The organism is Rhizobium sp. LEGMi-198b (assembly GCF_054114205.1).
On the sequence record NZ_JBSYVH010000010.1, the window covers coordinates 41188 to 65411 of the forward strand.

General features: G+C 58.0%; 23 protein-coding genes. 19 read left to right on the forward strand and 4 right to left on the reverse strand.

Translation table 11 applies throughout. The annotated features are described in order from the left end of the window. The first annotated feature begins 72 nt into the window (after positions 1–72). The 3 genes from ACXHXG_RS29105 to ACXHXG_RS29115 are packed head-to-tail and all read left to right on the forward strand — an operon-like array spanning position 73 to position 5148. Positions 73–1191: an efflux RND transporter periplasmic adaptor subunit gene (locus ACXHXG_RS29105; RefSeq protein WP_457901591.1), complete on the forward strand. Its 1119-nt coding sequence runs from the start codon at positions 73–75 to the stop codon at positions 1189–1191. Continuing rightward, the gene (locus tag ACXHXG_RS29110) at positions 1191–4301 is read left to right on the forward strand and encodes an efflux RND transporter permease subunit (protein ID WP_457901536.1); all 3111 of its coding nucleotides are present in this window, start codon (positions 1191–1193) and stop codon (positions 4299–4301) included. The genes ACXHXG_RS29105 and ACXHXG_RS29110 overlap by 1 nt, the downstream gene beginning before the upstream one ends. A 25-nt stretch (positions 4302–4326) precedes the next feature. Then, positions 4327–5148 carry a TetR/AcrR family transcriptional regulator gene (locus ACXHXG_RS29115; protein WP_457901537.1) on the forward strand — a complete coding sequence of 274 codons (822 nt, stop codon included), beginning with the start codon at positions 4327–4329 and terminating at the stop codon, positions 5146–5148. On the opposite strand, the gene ACXHXG_RS29120 is transcribed toward ACXHXG_RS29115, so the two are convergent. Beyond that, a complete protein-coding gene (locus ACXHXG_RS29120) occupies positions 5107–6012 on the reverse strand; it encodes a LysR family transcriptional regulator (RefSeq protein ID WP_457901538.1) in 906 nt (301 codons plus the stop codon). The two genes, ACXHXG_RS29115 and ACXHXG_RS29120, sit on opposite strands and share 42 nt — an antisense overlap. A 180-nt stretch (positions 6013–6192) precedes the next feature. Here ACXHXG_RS29120 and ACXHXG_RS29125 point away from each other — a divergent pair, with 180 nt between their 5' ends. From ACXHXG_RS29125 to ACXHXG_RS29135, 3 genes are all read left to right on the forward strand, one after another. Beyond that, the gene (locus tag ACXHXG_RS29125) at positions 6193–7113 is read left to right on the forward strand and encodes an alpha/beta hydrolase (RefSeq protein ID WP_457901539.1); all 921 of its coding nucleotides are present in this window, start codon (positions 6193–6195) and stop codon (positions 7111–7113) included. A gap of 446 nt (positions 7114–7559) precedes the next feature. After that, the gene (locus tag ACXHXG_RS29130; protein ID WP_457901540.1) at positions 7560–8369 is read left to right on the forward strand and encodes an oxidoreductase; all 810 of its coding nucleotides are present in this window, start codon (positions 7560–7562) and stop codon (positions 8367–8369) included. A gap of 118 nt (positions 8370–8487) precedes the next feature. Beyond that, positions 8488–8619 carry a helix-turn-helix domain-containing protein gene (locus ACXHXG_RS29135; RefSeq protein WP_457901541.1) on the forward strand — a complete coding sequence of 44 codons (132 nt, stop codon included), beginning with the start codon at positions 8488–8490 and terminating at the stop codon, positions 8617–8619. 585 nt (positions 8620–9204) lie between these two features. Here the strand turns inward: ACXHXG_RS29135 and ACXHXG_RS29140 are convergent. Further along, positions 9205–10233 carry a LacI family DNA-binding transcriptional regulator gene (locus tag ACXHXG_RS29140; protein ID WP_457901542.1) on the reverse strand — a complete coding sequence of 343 codons (1029 nt, stop codon included), beginning with the start codon at positions 10231–10233 and terminating at the stop codon, positions 9205–9207. A gap of 330 nt (positions 10234–10563) precedes the next feature. On the opposite strand from ACXHXG_RS29140, the gene ACXHXG_RS29145 reads away from it, so the two are divergent. The 9 genes from ACXHXG_RS29145 (at position 10564) to ACXHXG_RS29185 (ending at position 18299) form a co-directional block, all read left to right on the forward strand. Continuing rightward, positions 10564–11529, forward strand: a complete 966-nt coding sequence (locus tag ACXHXG_RS29145) for a substrate-binding domain-containing protein (protein WP_457901543.1) — start codon at positions 10564–10566, stop codon at positions 11527–11529. A gap of 96 nt (positions 11530–11625) precedes the next feature. Continuing rightward, positions 11626–12681 carry an ABC transporter permease gene (locus tag ACXHXG_RS29150; RefSeq protein ID WP_457901544.1) on the forward strand — a complete coding sequence of 352 codons (1056 nt, stop codon included), beginning with the start codon at positions 11626–11628 and terminating at the stop codon, positions 12679–12681. Between the two features lie 8 nt (positions 12682–12689). After that, on the forward strand, positions 12690–13514 hold the full coding sequence (locus ACXHXG_RS29155; protein ID WP_457901545.1) for an ATP-binding cassette domain-containing protein: 825 nt from the start codon (positions 12690–12692) through the stop codon (positions 13512–13514). A 92-nt stretch (positions 13515–13606) separates the two neighbouring features. Then, positions 13607–14608: a Gfo/Idh/MocA family oxidoreductase gene (locus ACXHXG_RS29160; RefSeq protein WP_457901546.1), complete on the forward strand. Its 1002-nt coding sequence runs from the start codon at positions 13607–13609 to the stop codon at positions 14606–14608. Continuing rightward, entirely contained in the window at positions 14605–15564 is a 960-nt protein-coding gene (locus ACXHXG_RS29165; protein WP_457901547.1) for a sugar phosphate isomerase/epimerase family protein, read from the forward strand. The genes ACXHXG_RS29160 and ACXHXG_RS29165 overlap by 4 nt, the downstream gene beginning before the upstream one ends. Position 15565: 1 nt before the next feature. Beyond that, the gene (locus ACXHXG_RS29170) at positions 15566–16342 is read left to right on the forward strand and encodes a TIM barrel protein (RefSeq protein WP_457901548.1); all 777 of its coding nucleotides are present in this window, start codon (positions 15566–15568) and stop codon (positions 16340–16342) included. 25 nt (positions 16343–16367) lie between these two features. Then, positions 16368–17387 (forward strand): Gfo/Idh/MocA family oxidoreductase, encoded by a 1020-nt coding sequence (locus tag ACXHXG_RS29175; RefSeq protein WP_457901549.1) that lies wholly within the window; start codon positions 16368–16370, stop codon positions 17385–17387. 102 nt (positions 17388–17489) lie between these two features. Then, entirely contained in the window at positions 17490–17759 is a 270-nt protein-coding gene (locus ACXHXG_RS29180) for a MurR/RpiR family transcriptional regulator (protein WP_457901592.1), read from the forward strand. Between the two features lie 108 nt (positions 17760–17867). After that, a complete protein-coding gene (locus ACXHXG_RS29185) occupies positions 17868–18299 on the forward strand; it encodes a hypothetical protein (RefSeq protein WP_457901550.1) in 432 nt (143 codons plus the stop codon). A gap of 336 nt (positions 18300–18635) precedes the next feature. Here ACXHXG_RS29185 and ACXHXG_RS29190 read toward each other — a convergent pair whose 3' ends face one another. Beyond that, positions 18636–19295, reverse strand: a complete 660-nt coding sequence (locus tag ACXHXG_RS29190) for a TetR/AcrR family transcriptional regulator (RefSeq protein WP_457901593.1) — start codon at positions 19293–19295, stop codon at positions 18636–18638. Between the two features lie 167 nt (positions 19296–19462). On the opposite strand from ACXHXG_RS29190, the gene ACXHXG_RS29195 reads away from it, so the two are divergent. Next, positions 19463–20356 (forward strand): NAD(P)/FAD-dependent oxidoreductase, encoded by an 894-nt coding sequence (locus ACXHXG_RS29195; RefSeq protein WP_457901551.1) that lies wholly within the window; start codon positions 19463–19465, stop codon positions 20354–20356. Positions 20357–20377: 21 nt separating this feature from the next. Beyond that, positions 20378–20851, forward strand: coding sequence for a methyltransferase family protein (locus ACXHXG_RS29200; RefSeq protein ID WP_457901552.1), 474 nt, complete (start codon positions 20378–20380; stop codon positions 20849–20851). Positions 20852–21719: 868 nt separating this feature from the next. Here the strand turns inward: ACXHXG_RS29200 and ACXHXG_RS29205 are convergent. Beyond that, complete coding sequence (locus ACXHXG_RS29205) at positions 21720–21953, reverse strand: hypothetical protein (protein ID WP_457901597.1); 234 nt, start codon at positions 21951–21953, stop codon at positions 21720–21722. On the opposite strand from ACXHXG_RS29205, the gene ACXHXG_RS29210 reads away from it, so the two are divergent. Together ACXHXG_RS29210 and ACXHXG_RS29215 are read left to right on the forward strand one after the other, a co-directional pair. Next, positions 21844–22137: a diguanylate cyclase gene (locus tag ACXHXG_RS29210; protein ID WP_457901553.1), complete on the forward strand. Its 294-nt coding sequence runs from the start codon at positions 21844–21846 to the stop codon at positions 22135–22137. The genes ACXHXG_RS29205 and ACXHXG_RS29210 overlap by 110 nt on opposite strands. A gap of 902 nt (positions 22138–23039) precedes the next feature. Then, positions 23040–23864, forward strand: a complete 825-nt coding sequence (locus ACXHXG_RS29215; protein WP_457901594.1) for a hypothetical protein — start codon at positions 23040–23042, stop codon at positions 23862–23864. Positions 23865–24224 lie beyond the last annotated feature (360 nt).

Here is a 24224-nt window from a genome sequence, read left to right on the forward strand (position 1 = left end):
ACATCTATAACACAATTAGAGTTAGATCACAATCTAATTTAGTTGCTGCGCCCGTCAAGAAGGGTTAATGACATGAGCCGCAAAATTCTTCTCGCCTCCTTCGGCCTTCTGGCAGCCGTCGGCGCCACAGCGTTCGTCCTAGTCGCCGAGTCCTCGGAAGGAAAGGCGCAAGCCGCCGATCCGCGCACTGCGCCACCACTCATCAGATTGGTCGAAGCAAAGAGGCCAGATACAGCCGAACGGAGCTTCACCGGCACAATCGCCGCCCGGGTGCAAACTAACCTTGGTTTCCGTGTGCCCGGCAAGATCATGCAGCGTTATGTGGACGTTGGTCAGCAGGTCAAGGCAGGCCAGCCCCTCATGCGCATCGATGAGACCGATTTGCGTCTCGCACTGACAGCGAAACACAATGCAGTCATCTCTGCGCAAGCTGTGTTGACCCAAGCGCAAGCCGACGAGAGACGCTACGCTGCTTTGGCGAAAAGCGGATTGGCAGCGGCGTCGCCGCAGCGTTATGAGCAGGCAAAGGCTGTGCTCGACACTGCAACTGCTCAGCTTGCTGCGGCGGAAGCGGATGCAAGGGTCGCCGAAAACGCAGCAACGTATTCCCTGCTAGTTGCTGATGCGGACGGAACGATTGTCGAAACGCTCGGAGAGCCGGGTCAAGTCGTGGCAGCGGGACAAACAGTCGTTCGTCTCGCACAGGCCGGCCCGCGTGAAGCGCTGGTCTGGCTCCCGGAATCCCTGCGGCCGCAGATCGGCGACATAGCTGACGCCAGCATCTATGGAAACGAAACCCGGCAAGACAAGGCGCGGCTCCGGCAGATCTCTGATGCCGCTGATCCCCAGACCCGCACTTATGAAGCACGCTGGGTTCTGGATGGTGGCGCGGCATCAGCCCCGCTGGGCGCAACAGTTACGATCAAAATCTCCAATAGCGAAGCCCAATCGCATGCAGCGGTGCCTGTTGGCGCTATTTTGGATGACGGCAGCCGGACCGGCGTCTGGGTCTTTGATGAGAAATCTTCGACCGTTCACTTCAGGCAGGTGAAAATAGAACAGATCGGTGAGGATTCCGCAGTGGTTTCCAGCCTGAAAGCGGGTGAGCCGATCGTCGCTTTGGGAGCTCATTTGCTACAGGACGGCGCGAGCGTTCGTACTAGCGCGGACAAAACAGAGGCGGCGAACTAATGACCTTCAATCTTTCCGCGCTCGCGGTTCGCGAGCGAGCCGTTACCCTGTTCTTCATCGTGCTGCTGGCTGCGGCCGGTGTCTACGCCTTCGTCAAGCTCGGACGCGCGGAGGACCCATCGTTCACCATCAAGACCCTGACCGTGACGTCCGTCTGGCCGGGCGCGACAGCCCGCGAAATGCAGGATCTTGTCGCCGAACCACTCGAAAAACGCCTCCAGGAACTCACCTGGTATGATCGAGTCGAGACGACGACGCGGCCCGGATATGCGTTTTCGACGGTCACGCTGAAGGATAGTACGCCGCCCACCGCGGTCGAGGAAGAATTCTATCAGGCCCGTAAAAAGCTTGGAGACGAGACACGAAACCTGCCCCAGGGTGTCCTCGGCCCGTTCGTCAACGACGAGTACTCCGACGTCAGCTTCGCCCTTTATGCGCTCAAGGCCAAGGGCATGCCGATGCGCGAGCTTGTGCGACAGGCCGAGGTGATCCGCCAAGATCTTCTGCATGTGCCGGGCGTCAAGAAGATCAACATTCTCGGAGAGCGACCCGAACAGATCTTTGTCGAGTTCTCCTATGCGAAGCTGGCCACCCTCGGGATTTCGGCCCAGGACATCGCGGCCGCATTACAGCGCCAGAATACCGTAACGCCGGCGGGATCGATCGATACGCGCGGCCCGCAGGTCTTCATTCGCTTCGATGGCGCTTATGACAGCATCCAGGCGATCGCCGATACGCCGATCGTGGCAGCGGGACGCACGCTGAAGCTCTCGGATTTTGCCCAAGTGCGGCGTGGTTATGAAGATCCGGCCACCTATCTCATCCGTCACAATGGCGAACCGGCCATCATGCTTGGCGTGGTGATGCAACAAGGCTGGAACGGGCTGGAACTCGGCAAGGCGCTTGAAGAGAGGTCGGCGACAATCGCCCAAGGCCTTCCGCTCGGCATGACGCTCGCCAAGGTCAGCGACCAGGCCGTCAACATCCAGGAAGCCGTCGGCGAATTCATGCTGAAATTCGCCATGGCGCTGGGCGTCGTGTTGTTCGTAAGTCTGATCAGCCTCGGTTGGCGTGTCGGCATCGTCGTCGCTCTGGCCGTTCCGCTCACGCTCGCCGTGGTCTTCCTCATCATGCTGGAGACCGGCAGGTTCTTCGACCGCATCACGCTCGGTGCGCTCATCTTGGCGCTCGGCCTTCTGGTCGACGATGCCATTATCGCCATCGAGGTAATGGTGGTGAAGATGGAAGAGGGGATGGATCGCATCAAGGCGGCCGCCTATGCCTGGAGCCACACGGCGGCACCCATGCTGTCCGGCACGCTCGTGACGATTATCGGGCTGATGCCGGTCGGCTTCGCCCGCTCGACCGCCGGCGAATATGCCGGCAACATCTTCTGGGTGGTAGGCTTTGCCCTTATCGTCTCCTGGATCGTCGCCGTGGTCTTCACGCCCTATCTTGGCGTCAAGATGCTGCCGGCGATCAAGCAGGTCGAGGGCGGCCATCACGCCATCTACGACACGCCGAATTATCGGCGTCTGCGGGGGCTGATCGAGTTTGCCGTACGCCACAAGTTCGTCACATGCGCGGTGGTCGGCATCGCTATGGGAATCTCTGTCGTTGGAATGGGAGCGGTAAAGCAGCAGTTCTTCCCGACATCGGACCGCCCAGAAGTGCTGGTCGAGGTTCGTCTGCCCGAGGGCACCAGTATCGAAACGACGACGGCAACGGTCGAAAAGCTCGAAGGATGGCTTCAGAAACAGCCCGAGGCAAAGACCGTTACGAGCTATGTAGGGCAGGGCGCTCCCCGTTTCTTCTTTGCTATGGCGCCGGAATTGCCAGACCCGTCCTTCGCCAAGATCGTCGTGCTGACGCCTGACGCCGAGGCCCGCGAAGCTTTGAAGCAGCGTCTGCGGACCGCCGTGTCAAACGGGCTCGCTTCTGAAGCCTATGTCCGTGTTACGCAGCTCGTATTCGGTCCTTACACGCCGTTTCCGGTCGAATTCCGCGTGATGGGTCCTGATCCTCAGCAACTGTACCAGATCTCCGGAAGAGCTCTCGACATCATGAAGAGCGTGCCCGATGTCCGCCAGGCAAACCGCGACTGGGGCAATCGCACCCCCGTGCTGCGCTTCGTCCCTGATCAGGATAGGCTCAATCTGATCGGTCTTTCGTCGGCGGAGGCCGCCCAGCAGATGCAATTGCTGCTGAGTGGAATTCCGATCACGCAGGTTCGTGAGAACATCCGCAAAGTGCCTGTCATCGCCCGCAGCGCTGGCGAAAATCGACTCAATCCGTCAAGACTGGCAGATTTTTCGCTGATGAGTCGGGACGGTCGACAGGTTCCGCTCGACCAGATCGGCCATTCGGAAATCCGGTTTGAAGAACCGATCCTGAAACGCCGCGATCGAACGCCCGTTATCACGATCCGTTCTGACATCAATGAGGCGACACAGCCTCCGGAGGTCTCACAGCAGGTTCTGAAGGCGCTTCAGCCGCTGATTGCCTCGCTTCCAGTCGGATATCGTATCGAAATGGGCGGAAATATTGAGGAATCGCTCAAGGCGAATGTTGCACTTGCGCAGATCTTCCCCGCAATGATCGCCGCCATGCTGATCGTTATTGTTCTTCAGGTCCGCAGCCTGTCGACGATGACCATGGTTATGCTGACGGGGCCACTCGGTCTTGCCGGGGTGGTCCCCGTCCTGCTCCTCTTCCATCAGCCCTTCGGCTTCAATGCCATTCTGGGACTGATCGGACTGGCTGGCATCCTGATGCGCAACACCTTGATCCTGACCGAACAGATCAAGGAGAACAAGGCAGCCGGTCTCGACGACTATCACGCCGTGATCGAGGCGACGGTGCAGCGGACACGTCCCGTCATTTTGACGGCCCTTGCGGCGGTCCTTGCCTTCATTCCTCTCACCCATTCGGTGTTCTGGGGATCGATGGCTTACACGCTGATCGGCGGTACGGCGGTCGGCACGGTGATGATCCTGCTGTTCTTGCCAGCTCTCTATGCCACCTGGTTCCGCATCAAGCCGACTGCGGGACAAGTACATCTTCCAGAGCAAGATGCTCCAGAACTGCAACGCGCTATGGCGGCGGAGTGACATCATGTTTCGGATATGTACGGACGTGACCGGCCATGACGCGAAGGAGAAAACGAACGGTTCAACGTCGATGATCCGCGATGCTTATTGGCCGTCCGATCGACCGGAACCGGAATTTGAGGGACGAGGACCTTATTTCTCAGCTTCGGATGAAGCAATTTTAGCGCAAGGGCGTGATCGCATCCTGGATATTGCGGAAAAACACATTCGCCGTATCGGTCACCGTAAGACAACGGTTGCCGACATTGCGTCTGATCTCGGTACAAGTCGAGCGAACGTGTATCGCTTCTTTCCTGGCAGGGCCGCGATCGACAATGCTGTCTGTGGCCGTGTCGTGAAGGCGCTGACTGAAATTGCTTTTTCTATCGCACGGACAGACGCCACGGCGAGCAAAAAGCTCGTTGAACTTTTGAACGTCCTTCATCAGCACAGCAGAAGGACGCTGATGGAAGAAAGACCCATTCACGAGTTGTTCGTCGCTGCTACGAACGAAAATTGGGCAACGATGAATGCGCATAGTGAGCGAATCCGGGCGATCCTGGAAGCGATTATCCGCCAGGGTCTGCAATCGGGTGAATTCCAAGCTGAAAACGTCGACGATGCCGCACAAGGAGTGATCACGGCGTTTCTGCCGTTTTCCCACCCGGTCCTGGTCGCGCAATGTTTCCAGGAGGAAGACGAGATTGCTGCGTCGGTCAACGCCCAAATTCGTTTCATCATGCGGGCGCTCGGCAAATCTGACCGGCGGGGCACCGAGGCTTCGGAGGCAACGCTAGCGGCGACAGCGAATAGCGACCCCGACTACCTAAGCCACTTTTCCGTGCCAGTAATCTACGAATGCTCGTAATTTTGGAAGTGCTTGTTTTCGGTCCGGAAAATAGATGAAAAAACCGGGGCTCGTTGGCATGAAAGTTTCGAGGCAGGTTTCAAGGAGACCCTGGCGGATCAGCGGCTCGACGACAGCAGCGATATTGTAGGCTAGCCCTACGCCTGCCTGCGCGGCTGAGAGAGAAGTCGCAGGTCCATTTACGGTTAGACGTCCTTCCACGTCCATTGCGAAGGCTCGGGTCTCATTCTCGTTCGTGCGCTCTACAAAATCCCAGCGGTAGACCGCGCCTCCAGCGAGCCGAATGTTGATACAGGCATGATGCTCAAGCTCTTCCGGCCGCACAGGCTTCCCACGCTCTGCAAAGTAAGCAGGTGATCCCACGACAACCCTCGCAGAAGCTGGGGTTAGCCTTACGGCCACCATATCCTGCGCGATCATCTCCCCGATCCTGATGCCGGCATCGTAGCCTTCTCCGGCGACGTCGACAAAACGGTCCTCAAAGGTCAGTTCGAGTTCGATGTCCGGGTAGGCGTCGGTAAATCCCTTGAGTTTGGGTTCGATAAGCGTCTGCGCCACATAAGGAACGCTCAAGCGCAGCAGCCCTCTTGGGTTATCACTGAGCCGTTGAGCCGCCTCATATGCAGCTTCAACGTATGCGATGCCCGCCGTAGCTTGCTCCAAAAAGAGTTGTCCCGCTTCGGTAAGGCCAACCGAACGCGTTGTGCGGGTGAACAGCGGTGCGCCCACACGCGCTTCCAGTTGCTTGACAGTCCAACTGATTGCAGCAGGTGTCACACCGAGTTCGAGCGCAGCAGCGGTAAAACTGCGTCGTTCAGCGACACGGGTGAAGACGACTATTCCATCCAGTAGGTCCGCTCGCATTATCAAATCTACCTTATAAACCCATTTAGTTTTTTGCAGATTATCAAATCGAATTCCACCAAATATCTTCAGAAGCTTAGCGAGGAGTGGCCGTCAATGCCCATTACATCGATCACGCGCCGGAGCCTCGGTCTCGCTATTGGGGCGACCGCCGTTCTCTTCAGCGCAGGGAAAAATACCATGGCACAGACACTGACCGAACGAAGCCAACCAGTGCCGCAGAAAGTCAGCTTTGAAAGCGGTGACGGGTTCGTCGTAGCCAATCTTTATCTTCCGGAGGGACATAATCCATCGCGCCGCTATCCAGCCGTCGCGGTCGGCGGATCGCTAACCTCGGTGAAGGAGCAGATGGGCGGAAATTATGCCGGCGAGCTTGCCCGGCGCGGCATCATTGCGCTCGCAATTGACTATCGCAATTACGGCGAGAGTAGCGGTGCGATGCGGCAGTTCGAGGACCAAACTTCAAAGGCAGAGGACTTGTCGGCCGCCCTGCGGTACCTGAAGAAACGTAGCGACGTGGCCGGGACCGGTATCCTCGGAATTTGCACGTCCGGCGGCACGGCTCTTTACACAGCCGCGAAAGATCCCAATGTGGGCGCGCTAGCCATCGTTGCAGGATTTTTCTCCGACCCGGAACTGGTGTTGAAGATGTTCGGCGGCCAAGAAGGTATCGACAGCCGGATCGCGGCTAGTCGAGAGGCGCGTAAGCGCTATGACGACGAAGGGGTAATCCAAACGGTCTTCGTCTATATGCCGAACGACAAAACTGCGGTGAGCTCCGGCCCCAACGAATACTATATGGATCGGTCACGCGGCGGGAGCGTTCGTGCCTGGCGCAACGAGTTTGCAGTTATGGCGTGGGAGCCTTGGCTCGCGTTTGATCCTTTGGCGCAGGCTCCGCATGTTACGGTACCAACTCTCATAGTTCACTCAGATGGCGCAGCGTTCCCTGATCAGGCTTGCAAAATGTATGGCCTTTTGGCGGGTCCGAAAGAATTACATTGGACAGAGGGAAAACACTACGACTTTTACGACCAAGCCGAGACAGTGCGCCAGGCTGCTGACCGGGTTGCGTTGCACTTCCATGATAAGCTCGGTTAAGACGAAGCAGAGGAGCCGGTGTGTCAAGGCGAGGCGATCACCAGATTAGGGTAGCGTCAGGCAAGAAACCGCTCCTCGTTTGCTCGATCGTCCATTGTTCATCATAGCGTGCCGCACACGTCGCGGCTTCGAACACAACCCGACGTGGTCGCGCTAAGCACGTTGGCAATGCTGCGGCGTCATCAATCGACTGCGCAGCACTCCTGCCACGTATCTCGGCCGCTGCAGCCGAACCCGGCACCCGCGACAGCGTCACCGGAAAATGCTCCAAAACAGCGCGAGCGTTCATTTTATATGTTGATCGACATCCAAAATCGAGTTAGATTGCGAACGACCTCTAATTGAACGTCGTGCGAAGCAAAATGCGGAATTCCACTAAGGGAACAAAAAATCCGATCCCGCTGAAAGGTTCCTAGCATTCGTTCGCGCAAACCTCAGGAGTATGCATGTCCAATCAGAAAGTCGCCGTTATCACCGGCGCATCATCCGGGATAGGCGAAGCCACAGCGCGCCTTCTCGCACAAAATGGCTTCAAGGTGTTTGGAGGCGTACGCAACCCTAACCGGGCCAATTCAATTCCCGGCGTGCGCTTCGGAGCCGTTGACGTCAACGATGACGTATCGGTTACGAACTTTGTGGAGTGGGTTCTGACCGAAGCGGGCAAGATCGATATTCTGATCAACAACGCCGGCGTTTCGCTGGTCGGCCCTATCGAGAACACCTCAACCGCGGAAGCACAAAGAGTATTCGATACCAACGTGTTCGGGCCGTTGCGCATGATACGTGCCGCTCTGCCATCCATGCGAACCGCCCGGAGTGGGCTTATCATCAATGTTAGCTCGGTTTTGGGCTTCCTGCCTGCACCGTTCATGGGAGTATATGCCAGCAGCAAGCATGCGCTTGAGGGGCTGTCGGAGTCGCTGGACCACGAAATCCGCGAGTTCAACGTCAGGGTCGTGCTGCTCGAACCCACCTTCACCAACACGAAGCTCGACGTAAACGCGGCACATACCGAGGCCCCCTTGGACGTCTATGAAAAGCAGGCCTATGCGACCATCGAGACGGTGCAGGCACAGATCAAATCTGCTCCGTCGCCGCAGGTAATAGCGAAGAAAATCCTGGCCGCCATCAATGGTCCGTACCGAATGCGTCAACCGGCCGGCGGCAACGCGACGCTTCTAAGCCGGCTGCGCAGATTCATGCCGGCGAACGCGGTCGATAAGAGTTTGCGCAAGACATTCGGCTTCGGTAAGTGAAGTGCGCGCCTACAAGCGTTGCTGAAATACCAGATGTTCTCATCTCTGGCATCGCTTTGCTTGCTCTGCACCTTCGCCGGCGACGGGCGATTTGGTCTGATGTTTGATAATTTGCGAGGTGTTGCGACACCTCGCTGTCAATAATCCATCATTTGACGACAGGCGCTTAGGTCGAATTTCGGATATTAGTGAGCTCGGCTTTAGGGAGATGACGGGGAGGGGGAGGCTTCGGGCGTGGGGAAGTATCTGACCGATTGTGTAATCTATGGCGGGGCCATTGGAAGAGGGACGACGCTCCCTCGGCCTAGCAATCTTAGAGTCAGTTCGAAATCTCCCTCGGTTTTATGGGCGTTCACACTGCCTGAGACGCTTGGGGTCAGAGCTCTAACGACATGGGGCAATATTGCGAGGAAGTGATCAAGCGTTTCTGTCAAGATCGGTCGTCTGCGCTGTGTCATCCTGACGGTGACCAGCTTCGACCAGCGGCCAATGCCCGGGCGCGACCGACCTCACCGCCGTCGTCCTCGAAAGACTTGCGAGAAAGGCGGCCGGCATCACGATTGTCGACTCGTCCGTCGATATCCCAGCTCCCCAACCTTGCCGTCTAGCACGAGCGGACCCGTCGCGATCCGAACGTCAATGGGCATGCGCCTTGCTCTTCGGGACCTACGGCTGATTTGAGGCAGGCGACCTCAAATCGCCTGCGCACGGTCGACCGGCAATCGCAAAACACCTAACGAATAATTGAATAGGAAAGTGATGACCATAAGCTCTCGGTCACCGGCTGTCGGGGGACTTTCGTCAAGCCCGCGCCAATCGCTGCGACGTGTGACAATCAAACGCTTTCTGGACTATACATCTCGAACCCGAATGTGATCCGGAACACACCTGCGTCTCGGCGGGCGTTCTTTGCTTTCACAAGTGTGCTGATGGTTTCTGAAGCGAAGCGCTCGATAGGGTGTGAGATGATCAGCGAGATCGTACCGTCTATCAATGCGGCACGCGTATCCTCAAAGAGTTCATAGCCTACAGTAACGAAGTCATCCCGTTTTGGAGTGGCGCGAAGCGCAGCTATGGCACCGGTAACGCCACCCCCTGAAATGTAGAGGCCACACATGTCCGGATGGTCTGTAAGCAGTTTCTCTACATGTTCACGCGCAACCACGGCGGACTCGTAAGTTGGCAGGGGTTCGAGTAAGGTGAAGCCCGAATTATGTTCACGGAAATAAGAGCGAAAGCCGCTTTCGTTCATTTCCTGGTTACGCAATCGATGGCTCCCCACGAGGATGCCAATCTTGCCAGGCTCTCTCACCATCCGGTCAAAAGCCCATGCGGCGGTCCGTCCTACCTTCCAATTATCGAGCCCTACAAAGCTGACGCCTCCTTTTGCGGTAAGTGGACCAATAAGCGAAACGACGGGCACTCCATTCTCAAGAACGGTATCAATAGCATCTGCCACGGCTGGATGCTGTGGTGCCACAATTGCAAGGGCTTCGCATCGGCCGCCTAAAGATTGAATATGGGCCGCGACTTTTTCGGGCGTGAGGTCCTCCATGTACTCAACAGTGAGATCAATATTGCCAGCGGTGTAGGCCTCTGCTGCTTGCGTAATGGAATCACCGAGTAGCCGGTAGAAGCGACGTTCTCTTCTCTGCAATAGGACGCCAATGCAGTGTGTCACCTGTTGTGCCTTTGCGGCCTGCTTGATCGTGCCAAGACCATAGAAGCCTATTTCTTCAGCCGCCGCCAGAACGCGGGTACGCGTATCGCTCCGAACCGATTCAGGTTTGGAAAGGACTCGATTGACTGTCGAAACGGATACGCCTGCGGCTTTTGCAAGGTCTGGAATGGTTGGTCTCTTCATGTCAAAAAGTCCATTTGACCGATGATACAAATCTCAAAACCTCTCACACGGTACCTGTTGCCGAAATGAATTGAGACGATTTTCTGAAACGATAGTAATCCACATTGACGTAAAAGATGTCAATGTAGCATTCATTAGGCGTTGACAGTGCACATCGATCTTCGAGCCGTCAGCGCTTTGGGGGAGGCCCAGCCACACTTTGAAAGAGAAAATCCTGCGTGCAGACGCCGGGATCGTGGGAGTGTGCCTGCCTTCTGAAGGCGGGCCGATCTGCCAAAACCATATGTCGAGCCGCAAGCGTGCGGCTTTAACCTGAGGGAGGAATTCGACATGTCGTTCACTATGAAAATTGCTACCGCAGCCATGGCCGTCATGCTGACTTCCAGCGCCCATGCAGGGGATACGGATATCGCTGTCATTGTGGGCTCGGCCCAGGATGGCTTCTGGAACATGGTCAAAAAGGGCGTTGACGATGCCTCGCTGATGGTCAAGGCAAATGGCGGTACCGTCAACTTTATGCAGACCCAGAACTATGACAACTTCGGTCCCGACCTCGCATCGCTGATCGAGCAGGCTGTAGCTCAGGGCGCGAAGGGTATCGCTATCCCGAACTGGCTGCCGGAATCCGAGACCCCTGCTCTGAAGGCTGCGCGTGACAAGAATGTCGTTATCATCTCCTTCAACGCTGGCCAGGGCGAAATGGATAACTACGGTTCGCTGAACTATTTCGGTTCGGACGAATATCTGGCAGGTGTTGAGGGCGGCAAATACCTTGCTTCCCACGGCGCCAAGAAAATCCTTTGCCATATCCAGAACCCCGGTGCCGTGAACCTCGAAACTCGTTGTAAGGGTGTTCAGGACGGTGCGAAAAAGGCTGGTGCTGACACCTTTATCCTTCGCGTGCCTGCTAACCTCGACCAGGACATGAACGGCACCTCTGAAGCCATCAAGTCCGAGCTGATCGCCGATCCGTCTATCGACGCCGTCATCACCCTCGCCGCATGGGCCGCTGATGCTGCTGCCAACTCCATCGACCAGCAGGGCAAGGCCGGCAAGATTCAGCTCGGCACCTTCGACATGTCCGCCTCGGTTCTCGACCGCATCTCGAAGGGAACCCAGACCTTCGCTATCGACCAGCAGCCTTACCTGCAGGGCTTCCTCGCTACCTCGATGCTTTTTGCGAACCTGAAGTTCGGCACGGCTATCGCAACGAAGCCGGTTCTGACTGGTCCGGCTATTGTCGACAAGACCAATGTCGCTTCTGCGATTGAAGGCGTGAAGCTCGGCGCACGTTGAGGCTGCTCAAGCCCGAGACCCAGCCGCAATCCTGGCCGGGTCTCATCAAGCCTACCTCTTCATGACTTCGCCTATAAAACTGGGGACTGTGCTTTCATGATCGTCACAAACCTGAAAATCGATGTCGTTGAAAAAAACACCGTCGAGAGCAAATCGGCCAGCTCATCCCTTAAGGCCTTTTTTCGTAGCCCCGCCGCTGGCGCGTTTATGGGTTTCGTGGCTGTCTTCATCCTTTTTGCGATGTTTGGATATAGCCGCAACTTTCTGTCCGTGGCCGGTGTCACAACTTGGGTGAACTTTGCATCACTCGTCGGAATGATCGCAATTCCGGTCGGGTTCCTGATGATCGCGGGTGAACTCGACATTTCGACCGGTGCCGTGCTTCCTGCATCCACGATGACCGTTGCTGTTGTGTGCGAGCACTACCAGATGCCCGTCGTTGTAGGTATTGCCGCAGCGCTGGCAATCGGTGCACTGATCGGCTTCATCAATGGCTACATCGTCACTCACACACGCGTGCCCTCCTTCATCGTGACTTTGGCTACCCTGTTTGCTGTCGCTGGCATCACCCTTTATCTGTCGATCTTTTTTATCAACAACACCAATTCTTTCTACCACGCCCCAGATTGGGCAAAGGCGCTCTTTGGCGGGAAGGTTTACGGCTTCAATTCCTCCGTGTTCTGGTGGGCCGGTCTCATCGCAGCCTTCGTCTTCTTCCTCCATTACTCCCCAAAGGGCAGCTGGGTCTTCGCGCTCGGCGGCGACCAGGAAAGCGCCAGAAACGCCGGTATTCCTGTGACCGGGATGAAGATTGCGCTCTTCATGCTGTGCTCCACTTCAGCCGCTTTCGCTGGGGTGCTTCAGGTGATGACCTTCAGCTCCGCGACTTCGCAGGCAAATTTCGGCCTTATTTTCAACACCATCATTGCGGTGGTCGTAGGTGGGGTGCTTCTCACCGGTGGTTTCGGTACCGTAATGGGCATCGTCTTTGGTGTTCTGACCCTTTCCATCGTCACTCAGGCCATCGGCTTCACCGAGATCGACAGAAACCTGTCTTTCCTCATCATCGGTGTCATGCTCCTGATCGCCGTTCTGCTCAACGACACGTTCCGCCACCTGGCCACCAGCTGGTCGGCGCCCAAGAAGAAGTGAGGGGGATCATGTCCGAAAAGAAATCTGTTCTCGAACTGCGCAACGTCGAAAAGTCCTTCGGTCCTATCGACGTTCTGAATAACATCAGCTTGAAGGTTGGCCAAGGCGAAGTGCTTTGCCTGCTCGGCGACAATGGCGCAGGAAAATCCACGCTCATTAAGACCCTTTCTGGCGTCTATCATCCTACGCGCGGCGAAATCCTGATGGACGGTCAACCGACAGTCTTTTCAAGTCCCCGCGAAGCTCAGGAGCGTGGCATCGCGACCGTTCACCAGTTCGGCGGCACCTATCCCTTGATGTCCATCGGGCGGAACTTCTTCATGGGTTCGGAACCGACAAAGGGTTGGGGACCTTTCAAGTATTTTGACCGAAAGACAGCAAACCGGGTGGCTGTAACAGAAGTCCAGAAGATGGGGATCACGCGCATCACCGAGGGAGATCGTCTTGTCGGTGGTCTTTCCGGTGGCGAGCGCCAGTCGCTCGCCATTGCCCGTGCTGTGTATTTCGGAGCCCGCGTGCTCATCCTGGATGAGCCGACTGCGGCGCTAGGCGTCAAACAGGCGGCGCATGTGCTGCGGATCGTCAACGAAGCCAAGCGCCGAGGACTGGCCGTTATCTTCATCACCCATCAGGTTATGCATGCCATGGCAGTCGGTGATCACTTCGCCGTGCTGATTCGTGGCGCAATCGCTGCCGATTTCCGAAAGGGCGAGAAGACCCGCGAACAGATTGCTGACCTGATGGCAGGTGGAGAATCCATGGCTGATCTCGAAGCCTCAATCGAAGGCTATATGCAAAAGCATGATGGGCATCCGCCACCGCTTGCTCATTGAGGGCGTCGTGGCCGGAGGCATCCGGATACAATTAAATCTACTGACATGCAGCAGTTGGCCAGCAGGCTGACTGAACGGAAGGAGTTTGTCCAATGTTGCGAATGGCAGTCGTTGGCGCAGGGCTGATGGGCGCTGACCACGCAAAGATCGTTGCAGAAGAAATGCCGGGAGCCGTGCTCCAGGTGGTCTGCGATATGGACGAGTGCCGCGCGAGAAGGGTGGCCGATGCCCATGGTGCAGTGGATGTGGCAAGCAATCCGGAAGCCGTGATTGTTCGTGCGGATGTGGATGCCGTTATCGTCGCAAGCCCCGACTTCACCCATGCGCCGCTGTCGCTCGCCTGCATCAGTGCGGGCAAGAAGGTACTCTGCGAAAAGCCGCTGTCTCAATCCTCCCAAGACTGCCTGGCCATCATGCAGGCCGAACAGGCGGCGGGAAAGCGCTTCGTGCAGCTCGGCTTCATGCGCCGCTACGACCAGTCCTATGTCGAGATGAAGAAAGCGATCGAGGACGGCGAGCTCGGTCGGGCGCTGATGATGCACAACTTCCACCGCAATGTGGAAACGCCCGCGTCCGACTTCACCGGTGCGATGGCGATCACCAATTCCGCCCCGCATGAATTCGATGTGGTGCGCCATGTGCTCGGCACCGAATACGTCTCGATCTCGGCCTTCCAGGCGAGGCGGTCGGATGTCCGCGTCGCTCCCGTATTCATGGTTCTGGAAACCGTGGACGGCCAACTGGTCAACATCGAGATCAACAATAATGCCTCCTATGGATACGACGTTCGCGCCGAACTCGTCGGCGAACAGGCGAGCATCGCCATGAATCATGTCGCCTATACGCGGCAGGAGCGTTCGCTCGGGGTTCATACAGGCTACGATGTCGACTGGCGCGGGCGCTATTTCGATGCTTATCGCCGCCAGAACCGCGCCTTCCTTCGCTTTATCGAAACCGGCGTCTTTCCGGATATCGCCTCCAGCAGTTGGGATGGCTATGCCGCAGCCGTGGTCGCCGAGGCAGGCGTGAAGGCCCTCGCTTCCGGGCAGAAGCAGCCCGTCACGATGATTTCCAAGCCGGAGTTCTACGCATGAAACTCGGTATGGTATCTGACAGTCTAGGCGGCATGCCGCTCAATGACCTTCTCGACAATGCCGCCCGCATGGACCTCTCGGGCGTCGAGGTGAATACCTGCGGCTGGTCGACCGCCCCGCATTTCCGTCTGAAGGAAATGCTTGGCAACAAGACCGCGCAGAAGGAATTCCTGACGACCTTCTCTGATCGTCGGCTTGAAGTCATCAGCCTGAATGCCAATGGCAATCCGCTGCATCCCACAGACCCGGCACAGGGCGAGGGCCTGAAGGACACAATTCGTGTAGCAGGCGAGATGGGTATCAAGATGGTCTGCACCATGTCCGGACTGCCTGCGGGCAATCCGAACGATACCATGCCAAACTGGGTCGTTTCTTCCTGGCCACCGGAAACGCAGGCGATCCTAAAATACCAGTGGGAGGAAAAGCTCTTTCCCTTTTGGACGGATATCGTGCAGCTTGCAAAGGAATGCGGCGTCGAGAAGATCGCGCTCGAAATGCACGGTAACCAGTGCGTCTACAACGTGCCGTCGCTGTTCAAGTTGAGGAACGAGGTCGGCCCCATCGTCGGCGCGAACCTCGATCCCTCGCATCTCTTCTGGATGGGAGCCGATCCACTGATCGCCGCCGAGGCACTGGGCAATGCCGTCTATCATGTTCATGCAAAGGATACGTTCCTGAATGGCCCGACGCAGGCCATAACCAGCCTGCTTGAAAACGGCAGCCTCACCGACATCCCGGCTCGCTCATGGTCCTATATCACGCTCGGCTTTGGCCACGGCGAGGAATGGTGGCGACAGTTCTGTTACCGCCTGAAGATGTCGGGTTATGACGGTTGGCTCTCCATCGAGCACGAGGACGTGTTGCTGAGCTCGTTGGAAGGGCTCGAAAAGTCCGTTGCCCTCTTGAAGGGCGTCATGCCGGTCGCACCGGCCGATTTCAAACTACAGGATATCTGAGATGAGCTTTCAACTTGCCGCCTGTGCGGAAATGCTCTGGCAGGATAAGCCAATCCACTGGAGAGCAGCCCGCCTCCATGAAATGGGCTTTGGCGTTGGCCTTTGGAACTGGCCTGCGTGGGACTTGGATGCGTTGGAGAAGACGGGCGCGACCTTTACGATCATGAACGGCTATCTTGAGGGGCGTCTGGCCGACGAAGAAGGGGCCGGCCTGCTGCTCAGGTCTGCTCGCGAGACTGCTCAGGTTGCAAAGCGCCTTGGCGTCCATCGGTTGAACCTTCACGGCACTGGCCTCGGCGATCGCGGCCTTCCGGTGCAGCCCATCGAAGTCGTCACGGGCGCGATGTGGCTGAAGGCTCGCGACACTCTTCGTCGGATCGTCGATCTGGCCGAGGCGGAAGACGTTGTCTTCACGCTTGAAAACCTGAACTTGCCCGTCGATCACCCCGGCGTGCCGTTCGGTCGGGCCGAGGATACGTTGGCTCTTGTGTCGAGCATCGACCATCCGCGGCTGCGGCTCAATCTCGATCTCTATCATGCGCAGATTGGGGAAGGAAACCTGATCGAGCTTTGCCGAAAGTGCCTGCCCTGGATCGGTGAAATTCAAGTTGCGGACGTGCCGGGTCGCTGTGAACCGGGCACCGGAGAGGTCAACTGGAAAGGCATCGCGAAGGCGCTGAAAGCGATGGGCTACACCGGCCCGATCGGCATGGAAGCCTGGGCTGCCGGCGACGCCGACGAAGCGCTCTCGGCATTCCGCACCGCATTCGCAATCTAACATCATAAACTCACAGGACAAACCCATGCCCAAGATCAAACCCGTCAATATCGGTCTCATCGGTGCCGGCCGCATCGGCTCCTTCCACGGTGAAACAGTCGCCAGGCGGCTCGTCGACGCTGAACTCGTTTCCATCGCCGATCCGGCACCCGGTGCCGCGGCAAAGCTTGCAGACAAACTTGGAGTCGATGCGTCGTATACCGACGTCGCCGAGCTTCTTTCGCATCCTGGCCTCGACGCCGTCATCATTGCAACGCCTGCCCGATTCCACACCAATGTCCTTGTTCAGGCGGCCGAGGCCGGCAAGGCGATCTTTTGCGAGAAGCCCATGGCGCTAACGCTTGAGGATGCCGATCGTGCCATCGATGCCGCGCGTTCAGCCGGCGTGCCGCTTCAGATCGGGTTCAACCGCCGCTGGGATCAGGCTTTCGCCGAGGGGCGTGCCGCCATCGATGACGGCAAGATCGGTGCGCCGCAGCTCATCCGGTCCTTGACGCGCGATCCGGGGCCGTTCGGCGCCGATCCCGACAAAATCCCGCTCTGGACCATCTTCTACGAGACGCTCATCCACGACTTCGACATGCTGCTCTGGCTGAACCCTGGAGCCAAGCCCGTCGAGGTGTTTGCAATGGCGGAGGCGCTTGTTCGTCCGGATGCCAGGGAAAAGGGCTTCATCGATACCGCCGTCGTGAACATCCGCTTCGACAATGGGTCCATCGCCGTCGCTGAGGCAAACTTCTGCGCCCTGTATGGCTACGACATCCGCGGCGAAGTCTTCGGTTCCGATGGCATGGTGACCATGGGCGACGTGCGTCGTTCTAGCATGACGCTGTTTGACAAGGACGGCGTCTCCAATGACACATGGCGTCGCGACACCGATCACTTTGTTCATGGCTACACCGCCCAGCTCGCGTCCTTCTTCAACGCGGTACGAGATGGCGAGCTGATGGACGGCCCAACAGGCTCGGATGCCCGCAACGCGCTTGCTATCGCCCTGGCCTGCATCGAGTCGATCTCCAGGAGGCGGCCCGTCGCCATACTGTGATGACGCGAGCTGCGCCGGCTTCCGGCGCGGCTTTCTCCAGCAATGGGAGTCATTTTCATGAACTCATTGAAAAGGCCAGAAAGCGTTAACGAGCTGAAGGCGATGGTTGTGGCGGCGGGGTTGCGGCTTCCCGAACGACAGGAGCGTGTTGCAAGAGCGATTCTTGCTCGGCCAGATGTTGTGGCTTTCGGCACGATCAGTTCTGTCGCGAGCGCCTGTGTGGTCTCCCCATCCACTGTCGTTCGAGCCGCAAACGCTCTCGGATTCGAAACCTTCAAGGAGCTCAAGCTCTTCTCTCGACAGCATATGCGGTCGCTCTCTGCAAGCGGACGCGTGATCAGTTTCCAATCCTTCGCATCGACGGAGCCTTGATGAAGAGCCTCTCTTTCCTGCCCCTGGCGTTCGCTGATATTGCCCGACTTCTCGGGAAGTCACCGGCGAGCGTATATAAAATCTTTCCCTCGAAGGCGGCGATATGGGATGCGATCGCGTCGAATTTTTTTCGAAAGCGATCTCTGCTTTACCGCCTCGGCTGTGGGCGTACTGGCGAGTGCAGCGGTCCGCCTGAAAGAGACCGCGCTTGGAGATCATCGTCTGATGCTGCAGGCTCTTCGCGCCGACAAGCGGATGTTCAACCTTATTGTTCTTGCGGCAGAGGGCAATTGGCCGTCATTCAGGAATCATTATAAGCGACTTTATGACGGCGTGGGAAAACTCATTCACGCCGGCATCTCAGCGGAAGAGTTCCTTCCAAGAGATGTCGGCGCGGCCGCGTCCTGCTTTTGCGCCTCAATCGGCGTTCTATTGGACCCCAGAATTGTCGCAGAACTGCCGTCAAGCCAGTTTGAGATTTCAGCACAGCAGCTCGTTTCCTATGCGGTCGCGGCACTGGCTCGACGGGATCTCAAGTAAGTCTCGCGTCAAGAGGTTGCCATCGACGACGCGCCAAGCCATTGGCGCTTGCCGGAGCCTGCATCCGGGCGTTCCGCGGGATCGGAAATTATTTCCACTTTCGGACCGAAGGCGGCGTCCGCACGCCGAATTATAAACGGCGGCTCTGCGCCCGCATTTCCGCCATTCAGACCACCGTTGCAGCTTCCCCAAGGCACGGTCTGCTAGCCGGCACTAAGGCGTCGAATGGGGTGGTAGCGGTTACGCCGCCGGTCACAGTTCCTGGAATACCGCCCAAGGCGTTGATGTCAATGCGATCATCCAAAATATCAAGCAAGTACCCCTTCGCGGCCTTGTCTAGGCTATCCGCCCGCGTGGTCGTTGCCCACCGTGTGCGGCGATGAACATGGCGACGGCCGACCGGCAATAGGATTCGATCTCGTTGTCGTCTTCTGCTCTCGTCTCATCGAAGCGTGCGATAATCAGGAGATCGGATCCTTTGAAAAGCGCGGCAAACAAGCGGGCGGACCGGAGAGGATCGGGCACGTTCAGAACCGTCTTCGCGTGCAATTGACGTAACAGGGCCTCGATTTGGGCGATGATATGGGCGGGGCCGGCTTCGTAATGGAGCTTGCTCAACGACTTTTGACTCGTGACGTCGGCCATGACCATGGCTTCGACACTGCGCACGTCCGGGCGCAACAGCGTGCGAAGCAGCGATGATCCCACCGCCATGAGCTGATCTTCGGCCGAACCGTCGACGCCTTCAAAAAGGGTCTGTGGTATTAACTGATGGCAGCGGGCCGCAAACGACGCGCCAAACAGCGCCTCCTTATTCTCGAAGTGTCGATAGATGCTGAGCTTGGATATCTTCGCTCGCTGGGCGACCTTGTCCAATGTCGTCGCTTGGAAACCCAATTCCGCAAAGAGTTCGCCCGCGGCGTCGACTATGGTTTGGCCAAGCGCCTCGTTGGCGGGCCGGCCGCGCCGGGCCTGATTATTTTCGCTCACGACAATTCCAGTCCTTGACAGTATCGTTATTCTTGAATTACGATACCATACAGTATCGAAAATATGCAAGCCAAAGATTGGATTTCCTATCTGTTCTCCAAACTGAGTTTCCCTGGTCGCTTTCGCGCCAGACCAAACCCAACTCCTCCATCCGCGACACGGAGCTTATTACCATGGATGACGTCATCATCATCGGCGGCAGCTTTGCCGGCCTCGCAGCCGCTCTGCAGCTCGGCCGCGCCCGCCGCAAGGTCACCGTTCTCGATACCGGCCTGCCGCGCAACCGCTTCGCCGGCCGCTCGCATGGTCTGCTTGGCCACGATCACAAGCCGCCGCTGGACATCCTGGCCGAGGCGCGGCAGCAACTGGCGCGTTATCCCGCGATCAGGCTGGTCAATGCCCGGGCCGACAGCGTCTCCGGCACCATCGACAATTTCTCCGTCCTCACTGGCGATGGCGAAAGCCTTGGCGCGCGCCGCCTGATCCTGAGCTATGGCATCACCGACCAAATGCTTGATATTCCGGGCTTTGCCGAAGGCTGGGGCACGTCCATCGTGCCCTGTCCCTATTGCGACGGCTTTGAAGTCGCCGACCAACATTGGGGCCTCGTCTGGTCCGGCCCGCAGTCGCACAATCAAGTCAGGCTATTCCACGACTGGACCGACAGGTTGACGGTCTTCGCCCATGGTCACGACATTCCGCCCAATATCCGGGCCGATCTTGAGCGTCGCAACACCCCTGTCGTCGATGGCCGGATCACTGAAATCGCCCGTCATGGGGGCCATAATGCCACCGTCAAGCTCGATTCCAGCCCCGATGTCGCGGTCGACATCCTGTTCGCGCATCCGCGCAACAAGCCGTCGGCAAGCCTGCATGAATCACTGGGCCTCGCCACGGTCGATACGCCCCTCGGCATCGTCCTCAAGGTCGACGAGCGCCGTGAAACCAGCGTGCCCGGCATCTACGCCGCCGGCGACCTCACCAACCCCCTCATCCCCTCGGTCACCACGGCATCATGGCAAGGCGCGATGGCGGGCATCTTCGCCCAGCAGTCGATGCTGGTTTGAGGGCACAGATTGGAGATGAGCATGGCCGTCGAACCGGACAGCGCGGGTGTGCGCTTCCCTCCGCCCTTCGTCTATCTGGGAGCGCTGCTGCTGGGGCTGGCCGCGGAGCGGTTCATCACCCTGCGCTCTTTCGGCATCGACTGGCGGTTGCTGGTCGCGACGGGCGCGCTGCTGTTCGTTGCCGGCGCGGCGATGATGCTTGTGGCGGCGGGGCTGTTCCGGCGGCTGGGCACCAACGTTCCGCCGTCGCAGCCAACGACCCTCATCGCAACGACCGGTCCTTATCGGTGGACCCGCAATCCCATGTATCTCGGCATGGCGCTTATCTATGCCGGCCTTGCGATCGGCTTCGACGGGCCGATCGCCTTCGCCTTGCTCCCGTTGGTGCTGATCGCGATCCAGACGCAGGTGATCGCACGCGAGGAGCGCTATCTCGAAGCGAAGTTCGGCGACGACTACCGCCGCTACAAGGCCGAGGTTCGCCGCTGGCTCTGACTATCCGCCGCAGCCGCCTGCGGGGCCTTCTGATAAACCAGCACCGGCTTCCTTGCCGCGAGCTATCATATTCTGAAGGTTGCGGGCCGGTGTCACGGAAAACCGACTGGCCGGCTGACCCCGCAGTACATCCAGCGCCTGAGGAGACACACATGTCCAAAACCAGAGACACCGAAGCCAGCATCAGCATCTCTCGTCCGACCGTTCTTGGAAAAGCCTAACACACACACGGAGTTCGAACACGTCACCTTCGACCTGCCACACGGCACCTTCCATGCGCTGCAGGGTGGTGATCCCGATGGTCAACCGACGCTCGTCCTGCATGGCTTCCCGGACCATCCGCCGACCGCGAGGCCCTTGCCGAACTCGGCCGCCGCGGACGTCACGTCGTCGCACCCTGGCTTCGCGGTTACGCGCCGTCCCCGACCGCAGGGCAGTTCGACATGGCAGCCCCTTACCAGCGACGTGCTCGCGCTGATCGACCGCTGGTTTCCCGGGCAAGCCCTGGAGTTGCTTGCCACGACTGGGGCGGCGCGATCACATACGATGCCTGCGTCACCGCGCCGGAGCGGATCGAACGCGCGGTCACGCTCGCATTCCCCCACCCACTCACGTTCCGGAGCCGGCCGCGCCTCGCTCAGCTACGCCGGAGCTGGTACATGGGGCTCTTTCAACTGGCGGGAAGCGGCTGGATGGTCACCGCCCGATCTCGCCCTCATCGACCGCCTCTGGCGTCAGTGATCGCTCAGCCTCTCGCTCGATCCAGCTCTCCAGGCGGAGTTGTACGAGCACCTGCGGGCCGGCATGCCCGCGTCCTTGAAGTACTACGGGGCTGTTGCGACCCGGCATTCTTGGGGCGGTGCGCCGCCTATCTCAGCCGATAGGGACGCCCCTGCTGCAGCTCCACGGTGCCGACGACTGCTGCATCCCCCTCCCGCAGGTCGACGACCGACATCGGTTCGCCGCCCCGCACGCGCTGGAAGTCGTCCCCGATGTCGGTCACTTCCTGCACATCGAGGCCTCCGAGGCGATCGCGGAACGGATCGCGGCATGGGCCGAGTAGTGGATCACTCGTCCAGGCCGAAGTCAGGACCGTCGACAACGTCGCGCGTTTTGGGGGCGAGGAGTTTGTGGTGTTGCTCCGCGAAACCGATCTTGGCAACGCGTTCCTGTTGGCGGAGCGCCTACGCCAGCAGATCAGCGGTGGTGCGATAGAGGCCAGCGGCAAGAGGATCGTCAGCGTAACAGCACTGTTTGACTTGCCGCGGCCCACAGGACTACCGTGACGTAGCCGACGTGTGCGCCCGCAGCTCGCTAACGCCCTACATTGCCGGTCAGTGGAGCGAGCCGACGTGCTGTATCGTCAGACCATGGGCAGATTTGGTCACCGCTTGCCGCCACAAACGAGCCGTCGACGCACCGCACGCCGATGTCTGCTTTCGAGAAGCGGTAACCAAGAGCAGACAGACCGCTGCCGGCCCCAAAGCCGAAATTGCCGGCGTAGGGCTGACTTGAGGCTGAGAATTTACAAGTCTCCGTACACTCAGGCCCCCGCAACCAAGCCTTCCCAAACAACATTCCGCTAGCCCTACCGCTAAAACTCAAGCTGCACTACGCGATCGTGGCGCCGCCGCCGCCGGCTGACCAAGGCTGAGCGGTTTTGCCGTCCCGGCGGGAGCTTTATAGACACCACGGCTTGCGAGCGTGGCCAAACAATAGGGGCAAGCTTGTTGGCAAGTGCAGGATCGCAACCATGCACGGCCCTCGGGAGCAAGCGCCCAGCGATGTTCCTTTTGCGCGGCTTCGACCAGCTTCTCGCTTGATGTCTCGACGGGAACCAGACAACCTCATCCATCACAATCCCAAGACAGAAGTGCCTTCAGGTCGAGAGCGCCGCCGTTCGTCGATGGCCGAGGGCTTGTCATTGTTCAGGAAAGTTGTGAGCCAGATGGAAGGGCTAGTATCCGTGTCCGGCGCCATGGCATCCGGCCGAATGCGCCGTTCACCTGGCGCACATCGCCAGATCTGGAAACAAGATTTCTCACAAATGTCATTGCGCGGAAACATTCGGACATCCCCGACTGTCGGCAATCGTCTAGATATCGAGGCTCTTTTCAGAGCGGGCACCGCTCACACCGCTTTAGTCAATTCTGACTGACAAAACATTCGTTACGGAGCCTGATTGCCGATGTTTTTCCCAAATCCGTGGCGGCAAGAACAGCTAAGGCATGTTGTTGTGACAACTTTTCACGAGAAGGGTTACCGCGACTATGGGAAAAGATGCATCGAGACCTTTCTCAAGCACTGGCCGGAGGATATCGGGCTTTTGGTCTACGCAGAGAACGTCGATGTTGAGGAGAAAGATCGCAGGCTTCAGATCTTGGACCACGGTGAAGCTCTCCCACGCCTGCTCGAATTTCGCCAAGCCTTCGCCGACAATCCGCTAGCCAACGGAATCTGTTTATCCAGGTCCAGTTTGCAACGTGATTACCGGTGGGATGCCGTACGCTTTTCCAACAAGGTTTTCGCTGTCACCGATGCGATCCGGCGATACCGGACGGCGGCCGACCAGTTGATATGGCTCGATGCGGATACGGTTACCCATAGGGATGTTCCACCCAGCCTGGTCGACAGAATTGCACCGAGAGGGGACCAACTCGCCGCTTACTTAAATCGTCGAATGTACCCCGAATGCGGCTGGGTGGGTTACAACCTGCGTCATCGGGAAATATTGACCTTCGCGGATCGCTTCGAACGCATCTATACATCTGGGTATTTTCTGGCGATGAAGGAAAGCCACGATAGCTTTATCTTTTGGAAGATCGCTCAACAAATGGAGCAGGACAGGGAAGCAAGATTTAAGCTGCTGGGTTCGAACCGCGCAAAATCTCATGTTTTCATCAATAGTGTCCTTGGTGGCTACATGGATCATCTGAAGGGCGACAGGAAAGCGGCAGGCAAAAGTCGCAAGAGCGATTTGACATGGCGAAGGCGGGAAGACTGGTGGAGGTAATCAACCGTTCCCAAGAACACTGAAGATGCTTCGTCTACTGAACTGCCCGAAAATACTTGCGAATGACTATCAACTGCTCGGTTGCTGAGGCAGGGCGGCCTTTGTTTAGGGTTGCGGCGTTTCCAGACTATCCATCAACCCGTTGATGCCGGCGCAAGCGGAAAGAACTGTCATAGCTTTCGAAGCTTTCCTTAAACAAGGGACGAACCTACCGCCAAAGGATTATGGGTTGCTAGACTACCTCTTCGCGAACATCTCTGGTATGGTAACTTAGGAGTAGTCGCGATGCCTCCGCATATCGGCCGCACGTAGCTTCCATTTCATCTCTTTTTTCGATCTTGTTACTTCGGCCACAGGTTT

Bases quoted from the DNA above. Each gene is read 5' to 3' on its own strand.
- ACXHXG_RS29125 (WP_457901539.1), top strand. From the start codon at position 6,193: ATGGCACAGACACTGACCGAACGAAGCCAACCAGTGCCGCAGAAAGTC.
- ACXHXG_RS29215 (WP_457901594.1), top strand. From the start codon at position 23,040: ATGTTTTTCCCAAATCCGTGGCGGCAAGAACAGCTAAGGCATGTTGTT.
- ACXHXG_RS29165 (WP_457901547.1), top strand. From the start codon at position 14,605: ATGAAACTCGGTATGGTATCTGACAGTCTAGGCGGCATGCCGCTCAAT.
- ACXHXG_RS29210 (WP_457901553.1), top strand. From the start codon at position 21,844: ATGTCGGTCACTTCCTGCACATCGAGGCCTCCGAGGCGATCGCGGAAC.
- ACXHXG_RS29160 (WP_457901546.1), top strand. From the start codon at position 13,607: ATGTTGCGAATGGCAGTCGTTGGCGCAGGGCTGATGGGCGCTGACCAC.
- ACXHXG_RS29110 (WP_457901536.1), top strand. From the start codon at position 1,191: ATGACCTTCAATCTTTCCGCGCTCGCGGTTCGCGAGCGAGCCGTTACC.
- ACXHXG_RS29130 (WP_457901540.1), top strand. From the start codon at position 7,560: ATGTCCAATCAGAAAGTCGCCGTTATCACCGGCGCATCATCCGGGATA.
- ACXHXG_RS29155 (WP_457901545.1), top strand. From the start codon at position 12,690: ATGTCCGAAAAGAAATCTGTTCTCGAACTGCGCAACGTCGAAAAGTCC.
- ACXHXG_RS29170 (WP_457901548.1), top strand. From the start codon at position 15,566: ATGAGCTTTCAACTTGCCGCCTGTGCGGAAATGCTCTGGCAGGATAAG.
- ACXHXG_RS29140 (WP_457901542.1), bottom strand. From the start codon at position 10,233: ATGAAGAGACCAACCATTCCAGACCTTGCAAAAGCCGCAGGCGTATCC.
- ACXHXG_RS29145 (WP_457901543.1), top strand. From the start codon at position 10,564: ATGTCGTTCACTATGAAAATTGCTACCGCAGCCATGGCCGTCATGCTG.
- ACXHXG_RS29120 (WP_457901538.1), bottom strand. From the start codon at position 6,012: ATGCGAGCGGACCTACTGGATGGAATAGTCGTCTTCACCCGTGTCGCT.
- ACXHXG_RS29180 (WP_457901592.1), top strand. From the start codon at position 17,490: ATGGTTGTGGCGGCGGGGTTGCGGCTTCCCGAACGACAGGAGCGTGTT.
- ACXHXG_RS29175 (WP_457901549.1), top strand. From the start codon at position 16,368: ATGCCCAAGATCAAACCCGTCAATATCGGTCTCATCGGTGCCGGCCGC.
- ACXHXG_RS29105 (WP_457901591.1), top strand. From the start codon at position 73: ATGAGCCGCAAAATTCTTCTCGCCTCCTTCGGCCTTCTGGCAGCCGTC.
- ACXHXG_RS29185 (WP_457901550.1), top strand. From the start codon at position 17,868: ATGCGATCGCGTCGAATTTTTTTCGAAAGCGATCTCTGCTTTACCGCC.
- ACXHXG_RS29195 (WP_457901551.1), top strand. From the start codon at position 19,463: ATGGATGACGTCATCATCATCGGCGGCAGCTTTGCCGGCCTCGCAGCC.
- ACXHXG_RS29200 (WP_457901552.1), top strand. From the start codon at position 20,378: ATGGCCGTCGAACCGGACAGCGCGGGTGTGCGCTTCCCTCCGCCCTTC.
- ACXHXG_RS29150 (WP_457901544.1), top strand. From the start codon at position 11,626: ATGATCGTCACAAACCTGAAAATCGATGTCGTTGAAAAAAACACCGTC.